This is a genomic window from Klebsiella sp. K4, assembly GCF_014596785.2.
Classification (GTDB): Bacteria; Pseudomonadota; Gammaproteobacteria; order Enterobacterales; family Enterobacteriaceae; genus Klebsiella; species Klebsiella pneumoniae.
This window is the reverse complement of record NZ_CP115021.1, coordinates 652,748-667,722: the sequence shown is the minus strand read 5'-3', so window position 1 is coordinate 667,722 and position 14,975 is coordinate 652,748. Positions and strand designations below refer to the sequence as shown.

14 protein-coding genes and 1 tRNA gene are annotated in these 14,975 nt (G+C 50.5%); 4 read left to right on the top strand and 11 right to left on the bottom strand.

Annotated features, from left to right (window positions below; translation table 11 throughout):
* Positions 1 to 14: 14 nt before the first annotated feature.
* A complete protein-coding gene (gene tsaD, locus IB144_RS03290) occupies positions 15 to 1,028 on the bottom strand; it encodes a tRNA (adenosine(37)-N6)-threonylcarbamoyltransferase complex transferase subunit TsaD (protein ID WP_040215074.1) in 1,014 nt (337 codons plus the stop codon).
* A gap of 237 nt (positions 1,029 to 1,265) precedes the next feature.
* Between tsaD and rpsU the strand changes: the two genes are divergently transcribed.
* The 3 genes from rpsU to rpoD all read left to right on the top strand — a co-directional run bounded on the left by rpsU (position 1,266) and on the right by rpoD (position 5,398).
* A complete protein-coding gene (rpsU, locus tag IB144_RS03285; RefSeq protein ID WP_001144069.1) occupies positions 1,266 to 1,481 on the top strand; it encodes a 30S ribosomal protein S21 in 216 nt (71 codons plus the stop codon).
* Between the two features lie 111 nt (positions 1,482 to 1,592).
* Positions 1,593 to 3,338, top strand: coding sequence for a DNA primase (gene dnaG, locus IB144_RS03280; RefSeq protein WP_004149864.1), 1,746 nt, complete (start codon positions 1,593 to 1,595; stop codon positions 3,336 to 3,338).
* 218 nt (positions 3,339 to 3,556) lie between these two features.
* The gene (gene rpoD, locus IB144_RS03275) at positions 3,557 to 5,398 is read left to right on the top strand and encodes an RNA polymerase sigma factor RpoD (RefSeq protein ID WP_004174339.1); all 1,842 of its coding nucleotides are present in this window, start codon (positions 3,557 to 3,559) and stop codon (positions 5,396 to 5,398) included.
* A 99-nt stretch (positions 5,399 to 5,497) separates the two neighbouring features.
* Here rpoD and mug read toward each other — a convergent pair whose 3' ends face one another.
* The gene (gene mug / locus IB144_RS03270; RefSeq protein ID WP_002917636.1) at positions 5,498 to 6,004 is read right to left on the bottom strand and encodes a G/U mismatch-specific DNA glycosylase; all 507 of its coding nucleotides are present in this window, start codon (positions 6,002 to 6,004) and stop codon (positions 5,498 to 5,500) included.
* 124 nt (positions 6,005 to 6,128) lie between these two features.
* Between mug and IB144_RS03265 the strand changes: the two genes are divergently transcribed.
* Positions 6,129 to 6,204: transfer RNA gene (locus IB144_RS03265), tRNA-Ile, on the top strand.
* Positions 6,205 to 6,476: 272 nt separating this feature from the next.
* Here the strand turns inward: IB144_RS03265 and IB144_RS03260 are convergent.
* The 9 genes from IB144_RS03260 to IB144_RS03220 all read right to left on the bottom strand — a co-directional run bounded on the left by IB144_RS03260 (position 6,477) and on the right by IB144_RS03220 (position 14,873).
* Entirely contained in the window at positions 6,477 to 7,334 is an 858-nt protein-coding gene (locus IB144_RS03260) for an EAL domain-containing protein (protein WP_020324779.1), read from the bottom strand.
* 128 nt (positions 7,335 to 7,462) lie between these two features.
* A complete protein-coding gene (locus tag IB144_RS03255; protein ID WP_032440348.1) occupies positions 7,463 to 8,389 on the bottom strand; it encodes a fimbrial protein in 927 nt (308 codons plus the stop codon).
* A gap of 17 nt (positions 8,390 to 8,406) precedes the next feature.
* Positions 8,407 to 8,910 carry a fimbrial protein gene (locus tag IB144_RS03250; protein WP_022631404.1) on the bottom strand — a complete coding sequence of 168 codons (504 nt, stop codon included), beginning with the start codon at positions 8,908 to 8,910 and terminating at the stop codon, positions 8,407 to 8,409.
* Between the two features lie 12 nt (positions 8,911 to 8,922).
* A complete protein-coding gene (locus IB144_RS03245) occupies positions 8,923 to 9,450 on the bottom strand; it encodes a fimbrial protein (protein ID WP_031281108.1) in 528 nt (175 codons plus the stop codon).
* 13 nt (positions 9,451 to 9,463) lie between these two features.
* Positions 9,464 to 12,022, bottom strand: coding sequence for a fimbrial biogenesis usher protein (locus tag IB144_RS03240; RefSeq protein WP_223168732.1), 2,559 nt, complete (start codon positions 12,020 to 12,022; stop codon positions 9,464 to 9,466).
* A gap of 155 nt (positions 12,023 to 12,177) precedes the next feature.
* On the bottom strand, positions 12,178 to 12,807 hold the full coding sequence (locus IB144_RS03235; RefSeq protein WP_020806202.1) for a fimbria/pilus periplasmic chaperone: 630 nt from the start codon (positions 12,805 to 12,807) through the stop codon (positions 12,178 to 12,180).
* 130 nt (positions 12,808 to 12,937) lie between these two features.
* Complete coding sequence (locus tag IB144_RS03230; RefSeq protein WP_149358930.1) at positions 12,938 to 13,477, bottom strand: fimbrial protein; 540 nt, start codon at positions 13,475 to 13,477, stop codon at positions 12,938 to 12,940.
* 71 nt (positions 13,478 to 13,548) lie between these two features.
* Positions 13,549 to 14,097 carry a type 1 fimbrial major subunit FimA gene (gene fimA, locus IB144_RS03225; RefSeq protein WP_020325031.1) on the bottom strand — a complete coding sequence of 183 codons (549 nt, stop codon included), beginning with the start codon at positions 14,095 to 14,097 and terminating at the stop codon, positions 13,549 to 13,551.
* A 206-nt stretch (positions 14,098 to 14,303) separates the two neighbouring features.
* Positions 14,304 to 14,873 (bottom strand): hypothetical protein, encoded by a 570-nt coding sequence (locus IB144_RS03220; RefSeq protein WP_153591369.1) that lies wholly within the window; start codon positions 14,871 to 14,873, stop codon positions 14,304 to 14,306.
* Positions 14,874 to 14,975 lie beyond the last annotated feature (102 nt).

Genomic DNA, 14,975 nt, shown 5'->3' with positions numbered 1-14,975 from the left:
TGTTTCAGGATGCGTTAGGCGGCAGGCAGCTCGGCCAGCGGCCAGCGCGGGCGAACCGTCACGCCGAGCTCGGCTTTGGCGCCGGTTTGCAGACGCACCATGCCGGCGTAGGCGATCATCGCGCCGTTGTCAGTACAGAACTCAGGGCGGGCGTAGAACACCTCGCCGCCGCGTTTTTGCATCATCTCCGCCAGCTTCGCCCGCAGGGTACGGTTGGCGCTCACGCCTCCCGCCATCACCAGACGCTTAAAGCCGGTTTGCTCCAGCGCGCGGCGACATTTAATCATTAGTGTATCGACGACCGCATCCTCAAACGCCCGGGCGATGTCGGCGCGGGTTTGCTCATCGTCGCCGTTGCTGCGAATGGTGTTGGCGGCGAAGGTCTTCAGGCCGGAGAAGCTGAAGTCCAGCCCCGGACGGTCGGTCATCGGCCGCGGGAAGACAAAGCGGCCTTCGGTGCCCTGGGACGCCATTTTCGACAGCATCGGCCCGCCGGGATAATCCAGTCCCAGCAGCTTCGCCGTCTTATCAAAGGCTTCGCCCGCCGCATCGTCAATCGACTCGCCCAGCAGTTCATACTGACCAATACCGGTGACGCTAATCAACTGGGTGTGGCCGCCGGAAACCAGCAGCGCGACGAACGGGAACGCCGGCGGATTATCTTCCAGCATCGGCGCCAGCAGATGCCCTTCCATATGGTGTACCGGGATCGCCGGCACGTTCCAGGCGAAGGCCAGCGCCCGGCCAACGGTCGCCCCGACCAGCAGCGCGCCGACCAGGCCTGGACCCGCCGTATAGGCGACGGCGTCGATATCTTTCGCCGTCAGACCGGCTTCTTTCAGCGCCGCCTGGATCAGCGGCACCGTTTTGCGCACGTGGTCGCGCGATGCCAGCTCTGGCACCACGCCGCCGTAATCCGCATGCAGTTTCACCTGACTATACAATTGGTTGGCTAACAGACCTTGCAGGTCGTCATAAATCGCGATGCCGGTTTCATCGCAGGATGTTTCAATGCCCAGTACACGCATGAGTTGTTTTACCTCGCTTCAATACCGCGCAGTGTAGGTCCAATGACCGGCGATGTAAAACTTTGCTCACCCCTGGTGCTCTCTTCGTGTATACTCCTCACCCTTATAAAAGTCCCTTTCAAAAAAGGCGCCGGTGCTTTACAAAGCAGCAGTAGTTGCAGTAAAATTCCGCACCATTTTGAAATAAGCTGGCATTGCGGCCAGCGGCAAACCGAATTAATCAAAGGTGAGAGGCACATGCCGGTAATTAAAGTACGTGAAAACGAGCCGTTCGACGTAGCTCTGCGTCGCTTCAAGCGTTCCTGCGAAAAAGCAGGTGTTCTGGCGGAAGTTCGTCGTCGTGAGTTCTATGAAAAACCGACTACCGAACGTAAGCGCGCTAAAGCTTCTGCAGTGAAACGTCACGCGAAGAAACTGGCTCGCGAAAACGCACGCCGTACTCGTCTGTACTAATCTGTTGAGAGCGACGCTCTCAATTCAGACCGAGTTGTAGTTGTAAGGCCGTGCTTCCGAAAGGAATGCGCGGCTTATTTTCGTTTATAGTCATCAGAAATAACGGGGCTTATGGCTGGACGAATTCCACGTGTATTTATTAGCGATCTGCTTGCCAGAACCGACATCGTCGATCTGATCGATGCGCGGGTAAAGCTGAAAAAGCAGGGCAAAAATTTTCACGCGTGCTGTCCGTTCCATAACGAAAAAACCCCCTCTTTCACCGTCAACGGTGAAAAACAGTTTTACCACTGCTTCGGCTGCGGGGCGCACGGCAATGCTATCGACTTCCTGATGAACTACGACAAGCTCGAGTTCGTGGAAACGGTCGAAGAGCTGGCCGCCATGCACAACCTCGAAGTGCCTTATGAAGCAGGCAACGGACCCAGCCAGATAGAGCGCCATCAACGGCAGAACCTCTACCAGTTACTGGATGGTCTGAATGCGTTTTATCAACAGTCTCTGATGCAGCCCGCCGCCGATCCTGCGCGCCAGTACCTGGCGAAACGGGGGTTAAGCAGCGAGGTGATTACGCGCTTTGCCATCGGCTATGCTCCCCCAGGTTGGGATAACGTTTTAAAACGGTTTGGCGGCAATCAGGAAAACCGCCAGTCGCTTATTGATGCCGGCATGCTGGTCACCAACGATCAGGGACGCAGTTACGACCGCTTCCGCGAACGGGTGATGTTCCCCATCCGCGATAAGCGAGGCCGGGTGATTGGGTTTGGCGGACGGGTGCTGGGCGATGCCCTGCCGAAGTATCTGAACTCCCCGGAAACCGACATATTCCATAAAGGCCGCCAGCTGTATGGCCTGTATGAAGCGCAGCAGGATAACCCCGAACCACCGCGTTTGCTGGTTGTCGAAGGGTATATGGACGTCGTGGCGCTGGCGCAGTACGACATTAATTATGCCGTGGCCTCGCTGGGTACCTCGACCACGGCCGACCATATCCAGCTGCTGTTCCGGGTGACGAATAACGTCATCTGCTGCTACGACGGCGACCGGGCCGGCCGCGATGCCGCCTGGCGCGCGCTGGAGACGGCGCTGCCGTACATGACCGATGGTCGCCAGCTACGCTTTATGTTTCTGCCTGACGGCGAAGACCCGGATACGCTGGTGCGTAAAGAGGGCAAAGCGGCGTTCGAGGCGCGGATGGAGCAGGCTCAGCCGCTCTCCACGTTCTTGTTTAACAGCCTGCTGCCGCAGGTCGATCTGAGTACTCCGGACGGGCGCGCGCAGCTGAGCACGCTGGCGCTGCCGCTGATAACCCAGGTCCCGGGCGAAACGCTGCGCATCTATTTGCGTCAGGAGTTGGGCAATAAGCTGGGCATTTTAGATGACGCGCAGCTTGAACGATTAATGCCAAAACAGGCGGAAAATGGCGCGCCGCGTCCCGCACCGCAGCTAAAACGCACGACCATGCGTATACTGATAGGACTGCTGGTGCAAAACCCGGATCTGGCGCCGTTAGTCCCGCCGCTGGAGGGACTGGACTCGCGCAAAATGCCGGGGCTGAGCCTGTTCAGCGAACTGGTGAAGAGCTGTCTGGCGCAGCCTGGTCTGACAACCGGGCAACTTTTAGAGCAATATCGCGGCACAAAAGAGGCGGCAACCCTTGAAAAACTGTCGATGTGGGACGATATAGCAGATAAAGACATCGCTGAACAAACCTTCACCGACTCGCTCAACCATATGTTTGATTCACTGCTGGAACTGCGACAGGAAGAGTTGATAGCTCGCGATCGCACACACGGTTTAAGCAGTGAAGAACGCCGGGAGCTCTGGACCATCAGCCAGGAGCTGGCGAAAAAATAAATGACAGACAATATCCTTCACGTTGTATCAAAGCAGTAAGAAAACGCAGAACAACGTGAAGGAAAAGTATTTAACGGCTTAAGTGCCGAGTATCGATCGGGAAGCCCCCGACAGCCGCGCAGAGGCGCAGCGGCAATAATATAAGTACGCCCTCGCTTTAAATGTCGACAGCCCGTCTGCCGACACCAATCAAACGAATTAAGTGTGGATACCGTCTTATGGAGCAAAACCCGCAGTCACAGCTGAAGCTTCTTGTCCAACGTGGTAAGGAGCAAGGCTATCTGACCTATGCCGAGGTCAATGACCATCTGCCGGAAGATATCGTCGATTCCGATCAGATCGAAGACATCATCCAAATGATCAACGACATGGGTATTCAGGTGATGGAAGAAGCACCGGATGCCGATGATCTGATGCTTGCCGAAAACACCGCGGATGAAGATGCTGCCGAAGCCGCCGCGCAGGTGCTCTCCAGCGTGGAATCCGAAATCGGGCGCACGACCGACCCGGTGCGTATGTACATGCGTGAAATGGGTACCGTAGAGCTGCTGACCCGTGAAGGCGAAATTGACATCGCCAAACGCATCGAAGACGGCATCAATCAGGTGCAGTGCTCCGTTGCCGAATATCCGGAAGCGATCACCTACCTGCTTGAGCAGTACGACCGCGTTGAAGCGGAAGAAGCCCGTCTGTCCGATCTGATCACCGGTTTCGTCGATCCGAACGCCGAAGAAGATATGGCGCCAACCGCCACCCACGTTGGCTCCGAGCTGTCTCAGGAAGAGATGGATGACGACGAAGACGAAGACGAAGATGAAGACGCCGACGACAACAGCGATGACGACAACAGCATCGACCCAGAGCTGGCCCGTGAGAAATTCGCCGAGCTGCGTACCCAGTACGAGCTGACGCGCGACACCATCAAAGCCAAAGGTCGTAGCCATGCCGCCGCCCAGGAAGAGATCCTGAAGCTGTCTGAAGTCTTCAAGCAGTTCCGCCTGGTGCCGAAGCAGTTCGATTACCTGGTCAACAGCATGCGCAGCATGATGGATCGCGTTCGTACTCAGGAACGTATCATCATGAAGCTGTGCGTTGAGCAGTGCAAAATGCCGAAGAAAAACTTCATCACCCTGTTCACCGGCAACGAAACCAGCGAGACCTGGTTCAACGCCGCGGTGGCAATGAACAAGCCGTGGTCTGAGAAGCTGCTGGAAGTGAAAGAAGATGTGCAGCGCGGCCTGCAGAAGCTGCAGCAGATTGAAGAAGAGACCGGCCTGACCATCGAGCAGGTTAAAGATATCAACCGTCGCATGTCCATCGGCGAAGCGAAAGCCCGTCGTGCGAAGAAAGAGATGGTTGAAGCGAACCTGCGTCTGGTTATCTCTATCGCCAAGAAATACACCAACCGCGGTCTGCAGTTCCTCGACCTGATTCAGGAAGGCAACATCGGTCTGATGAAAGCGGTCGATAAGTTCGAATACCGTCGCGGCTACAAGTTCTCGACCTACGCCACCTGGTGGATCCGTCAGGCCATCACCCGCTCTATCGCGGACCAGGCGCGCACCATCCGTATTCCGGTGCATATGATTGAGACCATTAACAAGCTCAACCGTATCTCCCGTCAGATGCTGCAGGAGATGGGCCGTGAACCGACCCCGGAAGAGCTGGCTGAGCGTATGCTGATGCCGGAAGACAAAATCCGTAAAGTGCTGAAGATCGCCAAAGAGCCTATCTCCATGGAAACGCCGATCGGCGACGATGAAGATTCGCATCTGGGGGATTTCATCGAGGATACCACCCTCGAGCTGCCGCTGGATTCTGCGACCACCGAGAGCCTGCGCGCGGCAACGCATGACGTGCTGGCCGGCCTCACCGCTCGTGAAGCGAAAGTGCTGCGTATGCGTTTCGGTATCGACATGAACACCGACCACACGCTGGAAGAAGTGGGTAAACAGTTCGACGTTACCCGCGAACGTATCCGTCAGATCGAAGCGAAGGCGCTGCGTAAACTGCGCCACCCGAGCCGTTCTGAAGTGCTGCGTAGCTTCCTCGACGATTAATCGTCGCGGGGCATCGTCTACAGCCTGTTAAAAAGCTCCCTGCGGGGAGCTTTTTTTATGGCGTTCAGTTGGCCATCCCGGGAAAGTCGCCTCTCTCCGCTACTGGCCGCGGGTTGCCAGGGCATCGTCCAGTTCACGATAGGCCGCCACCAGCTTATCGAGCGTCGCCCGGTTTAAGCCGCTGGGATTAGGCAGCACCCACACCTGGGTCGTCCCGATGGTCATGGCCTGTTTCCCCCACTTCGCGCCGCGCTGGTTAAAGGCCAGCTCGAAGGCCTGCTTGCCGAGCACCGCCAGCGCCTGCGGCTGATACTCCTCAATTTTCCGCACCAGCTCACGGCCGCCGCTGCGTAACTCCTGCAAGGCGACCTCGCTAGCCTGCACCGTCGGACGCTCTACCAGCATGGTGATGCCGCAGCGCGTATCCAGCAGCTGCAGCTCCTCTTCCGGCCTGAGCTGCCGATCGGTGAACCCGGCCTGATGGATGACCTTCCAGAAGCGATTGCCAGGATGGGCAAAATGAAAGCCAGTATGGGCGGAGGACTTCCCCGGGTTGATACCGCAAAAGACAACGCGCAGGCCCGGCGCAAGGATATCGCTAATCATGTTTTCTCCGGCTGTATGGCTAAAACATGATTATAAAGGATTGAAAATGCATTGTTTATAAAAACAGCAGCTGCGCGCTTTACGCTGGATTGCAATCGCCAGTTACTTTATAATCCCTCGCCACGGCCCCTTAGCTCAGTGGTTAGAGCAGGCGACTCATAATCGCTTGGTCGTTGGTTCAAACCCAACAGGGGCCACCAAATTTTAGCTTTAAAATCAAACAAAAAAGCCACTTTTTCGAGTGGCTTTTTTGTTGCCTCGTAATGGGATGGCGACAGGACAGCTGCACAAACCGCCAGGCAATTCTCTGACATTGATGCTTTGTAAACATCCCGTTAAGTTAACAAAACCAGAATAACTCGTCCTTTATTCCCATTTTCAGCGCAGCCATCGATAAAAGATAACTCCGGTATCGTTAAAACTAACAAGAAAAGTCTGGCAATATGCACATACAACAATTACTTTTATCAATTTATTGAATATTAAAACAATATTTAGATTTCTTTATCATGCACATCATGTGTTCAAGTTCAACCGGCTGCGAAAACAAATAGCCTTGGAAAAAAACCAACCCCATCCCCTTCAATTTATTGAACTTTTCCAAACTGTCTACCCCCTCTGCGATGCAATCGCTCTGCGTTAACTGGCAGTAATAGATAAGACTTTTCATCAATGCCATAGCATGTGGGTCGCGTTGGAAATCGTTAATAATACTCTTATCCAGTTTGTAACCGCAAAAACGTGCCAACCTTATCGGAAAAATCACGCTGTTTTGCGAAAAACAGTCATCAAGAAAGATACGAAAGCCTCGTTCTTGAATTTTTCGCATATTCGCTATCGTATTTCCTTGTTGTGTGAGGTCGACAGTTTCAGCAAATTCTAACACCAGACAATCGGCCCACAGCGGATTATGCAACTGCAACCATGCAGTTTCCATCAAACAGATAAGATGGTGATGGTGCGCGATGCAGGTCGGTATATTGACGGTAAAATAAAATTCGCCCTGATAGCGATTGATACCCTGCACCGCTTCTTGCAGAACGAAAGCTGTAAGCGAGAACCAAATGGCTTCTGACTGTATGTTCGGCAGAAACTCGGTTGGTAGCAGAACGACGCCGTCCTTTCGCCAACGCGAGAGCACTTCAATGCCTTTAATATGCAGATGGATATCGACAATGGGCTGGAAGACAGGATAGACCTGACCGTTCTGAATGGCATGAACTAGCTCGCTTTCGAAAGGGGTGGGCGTGGCCAAAGCTTGCACTGCCTGGCATTCTTTTCGGCTATCCGTAAAGCAGTTGACCTGCTGCGTAAAAGACTCAACCATCATTATTAATCCTGAAGATCTTTACTTAAAGTAGAGTTTGGGCGACGCCGTAAATATATATATCCAAATGGCGACATTGAATTTTTCAAGCCGTAAAACAGAATATTATATATCTTTCACTGACCGTAAATTTACTGATAGATAAATGTTACTCCGATGAGGGACTGAACATTTCCCGCAGTAACCTGACCTATGGTACGGGCATAATTCGCAGTTAAACCGAGATTTACCGGTGAAGGGCCTACCGTCCCCAAAGAGATAGTGTTGTTTGCAGAAACAATCGCTCCATTACGTGTCATTTGCACGCCAACGCCCTGTGCTGGAGAGGCAGAAGCAGTGTTAGCAAATATCGAATTTGCACTATCTGTAGTCGTACCGGAGAGATAGTAACTAAGATTTTGATTCTGTGCGCAATGAACGCTAACCGGCACGGCCATCGATCCCGGATAATTAGGAAGCGTCATTGTGACATCTCTGGCGGAAACATCGCAGCCACCAGTAGGGACGACTACATCTCTCATTGAGTATAAATTCCATGTAAATTTTACGGTCTGAATATTACCTCCGCTCGTAATATCAGACCCTACCTGATACATTACTAACTGTGCGAATCTCGTACCACCTTTAATCGCGACACTACTCGCTGCAGAAATTGGAGTTAAGTAAAGCTGAGTATTCCAGGGTACATAACTACCTGATGTAAAATTATGAGGAGATGTAGCGCTTCTCAATGGAAAAGTATAGGAAGAGCCATAGTATCGAAGAGTACCAGTAAAGTTAGATAGAGCCCCACCATACATCGAACCAAAAAGCATCATAACATTATCATTACGATGTGTAGGAGCATCATTCCTACACACCACTGAACGGGAAATATCAACAACTAAGTTCTGCCCTACTGCAATAGTGGGCTGAAGATTGACGTATACATTCACAGAACCAGGACCAGCCATACTGTGAAGAGTTTGGCCTGAAGCATCCATACAAGAAAATGCCCAAACATTGATAGACCAGCCTGCTAATAGCAAGACGGTAAACTGAGGGATAAGTTTATTCATTCACATATTCTCCTTGCTCAAGCATAGCTGTAGGTGACGTTAATAACCGCCTGAATAGTTCCCTGGGTAGCACCACCTTTCACAGATAGTACCCGTACCTTGAGCGGAAAACTCGCCGACTGAGAGCTATCGTCAACTTGTACTAACTTCGCTGCCCCATTATTAAGTCTCCTACCGCTGTCGTCCTGCAATTCGAGCTGAATATTGCCCGCTGTTCCCTGATTTTTGTAATAACCTGTATTGTCCACCATACCGCTAAAGGTAGCGACCACCCGCGAGGTGCCAATTGGACAGTTGGTTAAACTAAGCGCCGTGTCGTGCCACGCTGAAGTGGAACCAGCTGACTTTAGGCTGAAGGTAAAGAGATCGCCGAGATCTATACTAGCGTTGGTAGTTGCGATATTACACGGCCTGGCCACCACTCGACCGTTCACCGTAATGTTGATATCGGCGCCCTGTGACGTGCTGACGCTCATGGACAGTAACCCCACCAGTAGCGCTCCTGCAAATCGATATTTCATTAAAACCTCCGGTTACTGGAATTCAAGGGTAAAGGTTGCTGTCGCATAAACATGGCCAGCGGTGACTGGTACACGGGTTGCCATCAGCCGCGCATAAAAACCCAAGATATTGGTCTGCCCAGGTGTCAAATTCGTCCAAGCGATTGATGATGCAGCCGCATTTATGGGCAGCATCGTTTGCTGATTGTCCAGGATCTGTACCGCCATCCCCGATGCGGCAAAAGCATCACTATCGATTTTTAAAAGTTTGTCATTATTGCTATCCGGAGTGCCGGTAAAGCCAACTTTCACTGCCGTAGCCGAGCTGCCGCAAGGTGATAACACGATGCGAAACGGTAACGCTGGAGTGACAGATCCAACGGCACTGAACTGTTTCACAGCATTATTCATCAGGTCGACGGTAAATTCTTTCGATTCGATGGCGACCGCACAAGCGTTATCGCGCACATAGCCGCTGATTGATATGGTACTGTCAGCCGCAAAAGCGTTCGCACAGATTAAGATCAGTGCAGCTCTCAGAAGGTTAAGTGGTGTATCCATTATCATGCGTTCCTTAACGGCATTCTGCCGATAGCTGGCTCAGCGACTGCCGCTGACTCTCCTCCGGCAAGCGGTAACGGGCTACACAGCTAGCTCCCACCCCTTCACCCCATTTAACCTGTAGGCTTCCAGCAAGCGGCATGCCACTCATATAGGCCTGACCGTTATCAGCTACAATACTGCCGCTCTGACTGCTGCCTGAAGTCACCATTGCACCGAACGGTACCGGTTTACCTTTACGGGTCAGGGTTATCAGCAACTTGACACCAACATGGGCTTTGAAATCTGCTCGCACAATCGCGCCGTGGGTGGGCACCACGCTGACTACTGCATCATCAAGGTCAACATTATCTGCAAGTGTATTGGTATCAAGAGCCACTCGGTTTTCCCGATACTCAGTGGCGTAAGGCACAACCGCATAACCACGCCAGTCGGTGGTCACACCGGTCTGGTTTTCCACTTTGACCCCATCCGCACCCGGCGCTTTCACTAGTACCACTGTATCATTCAGCGGTTGGCTTAAGGTCACACCGTCCCCGTGAGCCAGCACGCCTCCACTGACGCCATAATAGAGTTGCCTGAATCCATCATTGCGACTGTAGCCAAGATTGGCACTACCGTAGCCGCCACGGTAGTTCAGTGCGGCATAGCCAGTGCTGCTAGTATCGGTTTCTCCTCCATTGGCATAGCCAGTTTGTACGCTATAGCTCAGGTTGTTATCTTCCAGAAGAGTGCCGTAAATCCCGGCCAGATTGGTCATTCGGCCATTAAGATCGTGTGACATACTGTAGCTAGCGGAGGTGTGGCGCCATAAGGATTGGCTGTCAGAACGAAGCCAATGACTAAATGGAATATTGACGTTAACCGCCAGCATCTGGTCACGTCCTTGCTGCCAAGCGTTTTTGGTCAGGCTGTAACTTAGCGTCCAGTTGATATCTTCAACCGCGGCGCTCAGTCCTGCTTGCAACTGCTGGTCTGCCTTACCTGTTGTCCAGTAGGTTTGATTGCTGCCGCTCAAATAAAGCGTGGCAGTACGTCCTAACTGTTGGGTAACATTCACCTGTACTTTGCCGCGCTTGTTCCAGGTAAGGTTGTAGTAATCAGTGAATTTCGGTTTCACCTGAATAACGCCATCCTGAGTCTGTACGTCGTAACCGCTCATCCGGCGATAGGCAGTATCAGCAAAATTGTAATAACCTTTTGTAGAATAGCGATAACCCACTAACTGGATATTAGTACCTACATCGCTCAGCGCCTTGTTATACAGAAAGCGAATTGACTGTCCCTGATGATCGCTGTAGTCAGACAACGTGGCGTTCGCCTGAGTAATGTCCAGTGAAAGGGCACCAAAATCACCCATATTTTTTCCCATGCCGAGGTTCACGGCTCGGTAACGTTCAGCAAGTTGAGCGCCACCATAAATTGTCCATCCGGTGGGTAAACCATGTAAAACAGTCCCCTGAAAGAACTTAGGCTCTTCCTGCTGAACGTTGCCACTACGATACTCTCCGGCTGTCAACGCATAGCGGGTATACCCTTCACGCTGTAGCACGGGTACCGTTGACCACGGCACGCTAAAGACCTGACGGGTACCATCGTTTTCTTTAATTGTGACCTGTAGGTCGCCACCACTACTCGCAGCATAAAGATCGTTAATTGCGAAGGGACCAGGCGGTACTGTACTCTGATAAATCTCATAGCCATTTTGTTTGATAGAGACCTGAGCAGTGCTACGGGCAATACCATGGATTACTGGCGCAAAGCCTCTCTGGCTATCCGGCAACATGTTGTCATCGCTGGCGAGTTGAGTACCACGGAAATTGAAGCCGTCAAAAATATCTCCATTGGTATAACTATCTCCTAGGGTCAGGCGTGAACGTAGGGGCGTAATATCGCGCTCCAGCCAAGTATTAACGTGTTGCCACTTATTTTTGTTGCGTGAAGTACCGTCGTCACTAGTGTAATTCCAGGTAGTATTATCGCGTAGCCGCCAGGCACCGAGGTTAAGTCCACTTTGCAAGTTTAACCAAGCATAATTGCTGCCGCCGCCGGTATCGTTATGCACATTGTTACCAGTGAAGTTATAGTTGAGCAATCCAGCATTAATGCCGGCATCCCATTGTTCGGGCGGAATATAGCCACGCGCACGATTGCCCATAAAAGCCTGAGGTACGGTGAGATATAACCGTTGCAGACCAACATCAAAATGAGTCGTCGCACCGTTTATAAGTTTGGTTAGCGGAACGCAGGTATCGGCGGTAGGGCGATCGATTCCTTTTATCCCCTCGATGTTCACGCCCATCCCAGCCAGCTGGCTGCGGGCCAGGCAAGGATCTAATCCATGACCTTTTTCGCCGAGGTTAAAGGTGACATCGCGCGTGGTAATAAATCCATCGTTCAGGTAGATATCGACGCGGTAAGTGCCGGGCGGTACCTCCTGTCCATTTTCAAAGTCAGACAGATCCGCCACTGAAGCAGGATCGTCAGCTAAAAAGCGCGGGTTGAAATAGATCTCTGTCTGCGCATGCCCCTCCGACAGAATAAAAAAGAACGCCATAAAGAGTTTAGCCATAGCAGAGATAGCGCAAGGAAGAAACCTTGTGCTAGAGGAACCAAAACGGTCCAGTCCATATTTGAGATGTGACATAGTCCCTCCGGTCTGAATTCGCCCGGTTGTCAGTTCTTATTGTTATTTGTGACGTGGCCCGCCAACGGACCGCTCCGACATTAACGCAATACACCATTCATCGTTGGAGTCAGTGCTCCGTAATCATTAATTGTGCGATAAGTGATGCGGCTACCAGCATCTGGAGGCAATTTAACTGAAGTTTTACCCATCGGCGGCACCAACGCGTTTTCCAGTATCCGGGTTCCGGCGTTGAGCTCGGTCACCGTCAGGTAATAAGGAGTAGGATTCGTAAGCGTCAACGATGATCCACTGCGGCTAAAAGTGAGCTTTTCCGCTGCTTGATCAGGCGCTAGCGCTAATTTCGCCGGACGATAATAGAGTTTAATGCGACTGATAATCGCTAACTGTAAGGTATTATCGCTAAGTTTGGATTTGTCCATTGATGGGATGGCTTTAACATTAACCCAAAATAAACTTTCCCGATCCTGCGGCAACTGGTTATTAGTAGCGTCAATAATCCGTAAAATATTCTCTTTTTTTCCTTGCATAGCGAAAAGTGGTGGTGTAATGACGAAACGACCATCTTTTTCATTTTCAGAATTTTCTATCCAAGACTGGATCAAATAGGTATTACTATCATCATTATTTGTTACACCCAACTGCACTTGTTTTTGTCCAGCTGGATAAATAACCCGGGTAGCACCGAGCGCGACACCAGCCTGTACCATGGTCGAATAACTGCTTGTGGCTAGTAAAAAGAGCCCCACCCAAAATCTTCTTGTAATTCGCAATCTTTTATTCACATTCACTCCTTTTGTGCTTACGGTATTACCTATTTGTCAAATGTCCGCAGGTTTATTACTGGTAGGTGAGAGAAAACCATACTTGTGCGTTTGCCATCCCCCCAGTGACCTGCTTACCAGTTGCCCGATACTTGGCTACAAAATGTAGTGTGGTTGGACCGGTATAGAGCCTCTGCCAGAGGGAAGGTGGACCATTCAAGGGAATCAGCTGATCTTCTTTATTAAAAAACGCGATACCTATGCCAGTAGCGATGCCCGGCCCCTCCCCTACAGAGAGCACATCTGGATTTTTTCCATCAGCTACGCCGCGAAACGATACTCCGACTTGCTGGCTGACCTTTGTACTACAATCTTGAAGGTGTATATCGAATGGCACAGGGCTGGCATCCTCCCCTGTTGAATGAAAGCGATTACTGCTGACTTGCCCCATATTCACAGTCATCTGCTGATCACCTACTTCCACGCGGCAAGACTCTGCAATAATGACCCCATGGAATTGCAAACTTGCCCCAGCTACCATGACGTTCCAGTGATCACCAGCTAGCGCCAGCGGGGGTAGCAGAAACATCAGGAAACCTGTTTTCATTCCTTGCACGTTATTACCCCAATCCCGTTGTGGATAACGGGCCGTCCTGGCCCAAAACGCATCCCTGTCTGATATTGAAATTACTCGTATTGCACTTTGAAGGTGGCGTCAGCGTTAGCAGTACCCGCTGTCGCCGCGCCAGTGGCGTAATAACGAGCCTGGAAAGGAATGATATTGGTGCCGTCGTTCAACGTGGTCGCTGCACTGAAGGATGCTCCATCTAGTGCCAGCGGGGTACCGGTTTTATCAAGGATTTGTACGCCTACATTGGTAGCGCTACCAGCAGCAGAATTCTGAAGCGCCAGAACGCTGGTGTTAGTTGTATCAACTGAGGTACCGGAGAAAGCAACAGACGCTTTGGTAGCAACGGAAGTATCGCAATCGTCTAACTGAATATTGAAGCCAACAGCGGAGCTAGTGCTACCTGCCGTAGCCAGTTTCGCCGAACGAACTTGGCCAAGCTGAACAGTTTGATCGATGGAACCAGCATCTACTGCACAAGCTGCGTTAACGACTTCGCCTTTAAAATGCACTGTACCGCCATTAACGGTGGTGGTATTAGCCAAAGCCGCGGCGGAGCTCAAAGATAGAGCAGACATCGCTGCAATTACAAAAATTTTTGCATTCATAAAAAATCCTTATTTTCAGTAAAATTAGTCATGTACTCAATTTCATCTAATTCAATAACTGCATGTTACTTAACAATAAAAATCATCGTATAATTAATGTCATCTTTTTCCTTTTGCCAATATCAACGGATCCCATACACAACAAATGAATTGAGTATGGCTTATTAATAAAAATCAAAAAACAGCCACATAACCAATATAAAAAACTACACAATTGCAAACCATTTTTTGACAGATTCTAAAATGGCCTTTTGCTGTTTCATAAAATAGTTTCTTTTTTCAACTGGCTTATTTAAGGTATAAATCAGGTAAAACAAATTCATTGCTCTCAATTGCAAAGCTTTATTAAAACCAACCAAACCGAGTTTGATAGCTAAGTTGTTTACTCTCCCGCTTAGGGTTTTTTCTGAAGTCTTAAGCATATAAGCAAGTTGACGGTTTGAAATACCGCTCATTAAATATAGCATCGTGCTCCATTCCGAACCTCTTATCTTTTCTGGATTGATGCTTATCACGCTTGCCAATGCCAACATACAACTTTCTATAGTCTCTATAAACTGATTTAGTTTCATTCTGTAGGGAACTATATATACATTGTGCATTTTAAATACATTCATTCTAGATGGCCAATGCAACGGTTCTAAAAATATTTTGAGCACATTCATTTTCATTACTTCACCCAGAATTTTAAGCATGACATCTTTATTTGCGATACTGATGATCACAATAGCTCCATCATAACTCTTTGAGCTCACAATAAAGGCATCCTCAGACATTACCGTCTTACTAGATTTAATAGTAGTAGCGAACGCGTTCCGAAAAAAAAAGTTGTCACTAATAACGACTATCTTCATTTAACCGCCTTCAGCTATCCTCAA

Bases quoted from the DNA above. Each gene is read 5' to 3' on its own strand.
- tsaD (WP_040215074.1), bottom strand. From the start codon at position 1,028: ATGCGTGTACTGGGCATTGAAACATCCTGCGATGAAACCGGCATCGCG.
- rpsU (WP_001144069.1), top strand. From the start codon at position 1,266: ATGCCGGTAATTAAAGTACGTGAAAACGAGCCGTTCGACGTAGCTCTG.
- dnaG (WP_004149864.1), top strand. From the start codon at position 1,593: ATGGCTGGACGAATTCCACGTGTATTTATTAGCGATCTGCTTGCCAGA.
- rpoD (WP_004174339.1), top strand. From the start codon at position 3,557: ATGGAGCAAAACCCGCAGTCACAGCTGAAGCTTCTTGTCCAACGTGGT.
- mug (WP_002917636.1), bottom strand. From the start codon at position 6,004: ATGATTAGCGATATCCTTGCGCCGGGCCTGCGCGTTGTCTTTTGCGGT.
- IB144_RS03260 (WP_020324779.1), bottom strand. From the start codon at position 7,334: ATGATGGTTGAGTCTTTTACGCAGCAGGTCAACTGCTTTACGGATAGC.
- IB144_RS03255 (WP_032440348.1), bottom strand. From the start codon at position 8,389: ATGAATAAACTTATCCCTCAGTTTACCGTCTTGCTATTAGCAGGCTGG.
- IB144_RS03250 (WP_022631404.1), bottom strand. From the start codon at position 8,910: ATGAAATATCGATTTGCAGGAGCGCTACTGGTGGGGTTACTGTCCATG.
- IB144_RS03245 (WP_031281108.1), bottom strand. From the start codon at position 9,450: ATGGATACACCACTTAACCTTCTGAGAGCTGCACTGATCTTAATCTGT.
- IB144_RS03240 (WP_223168732.1), bottom strand. From the start codon at position 12,022: ATGGCTAAACTCTTTATGGCGTTCTTTTTTATTCTGTCGGAGGGGCAT.
- IB144_RS03235 (WP_020806202.1), bottom strand. From the start codon at position 12,807: ATGGTACAGGCTGGTGTCGCGCTCGGTGCTACCCGGGTTATTTATCCA.
- fimA (WP_020325031.1), bottom strand. From the start codon at position 14,097: ATGAATGCAAAAATTTTTGTAATTGCAGCGATGTCTGCTCTATCTTTG.
- IB144_RS03220 (WP_153591369.1), bottom strand. From the start codon at position 14,873: ATGTCTGAGGATGCCTTTATTGTGAGCTCAAAGAGTTATGATGGAGCT.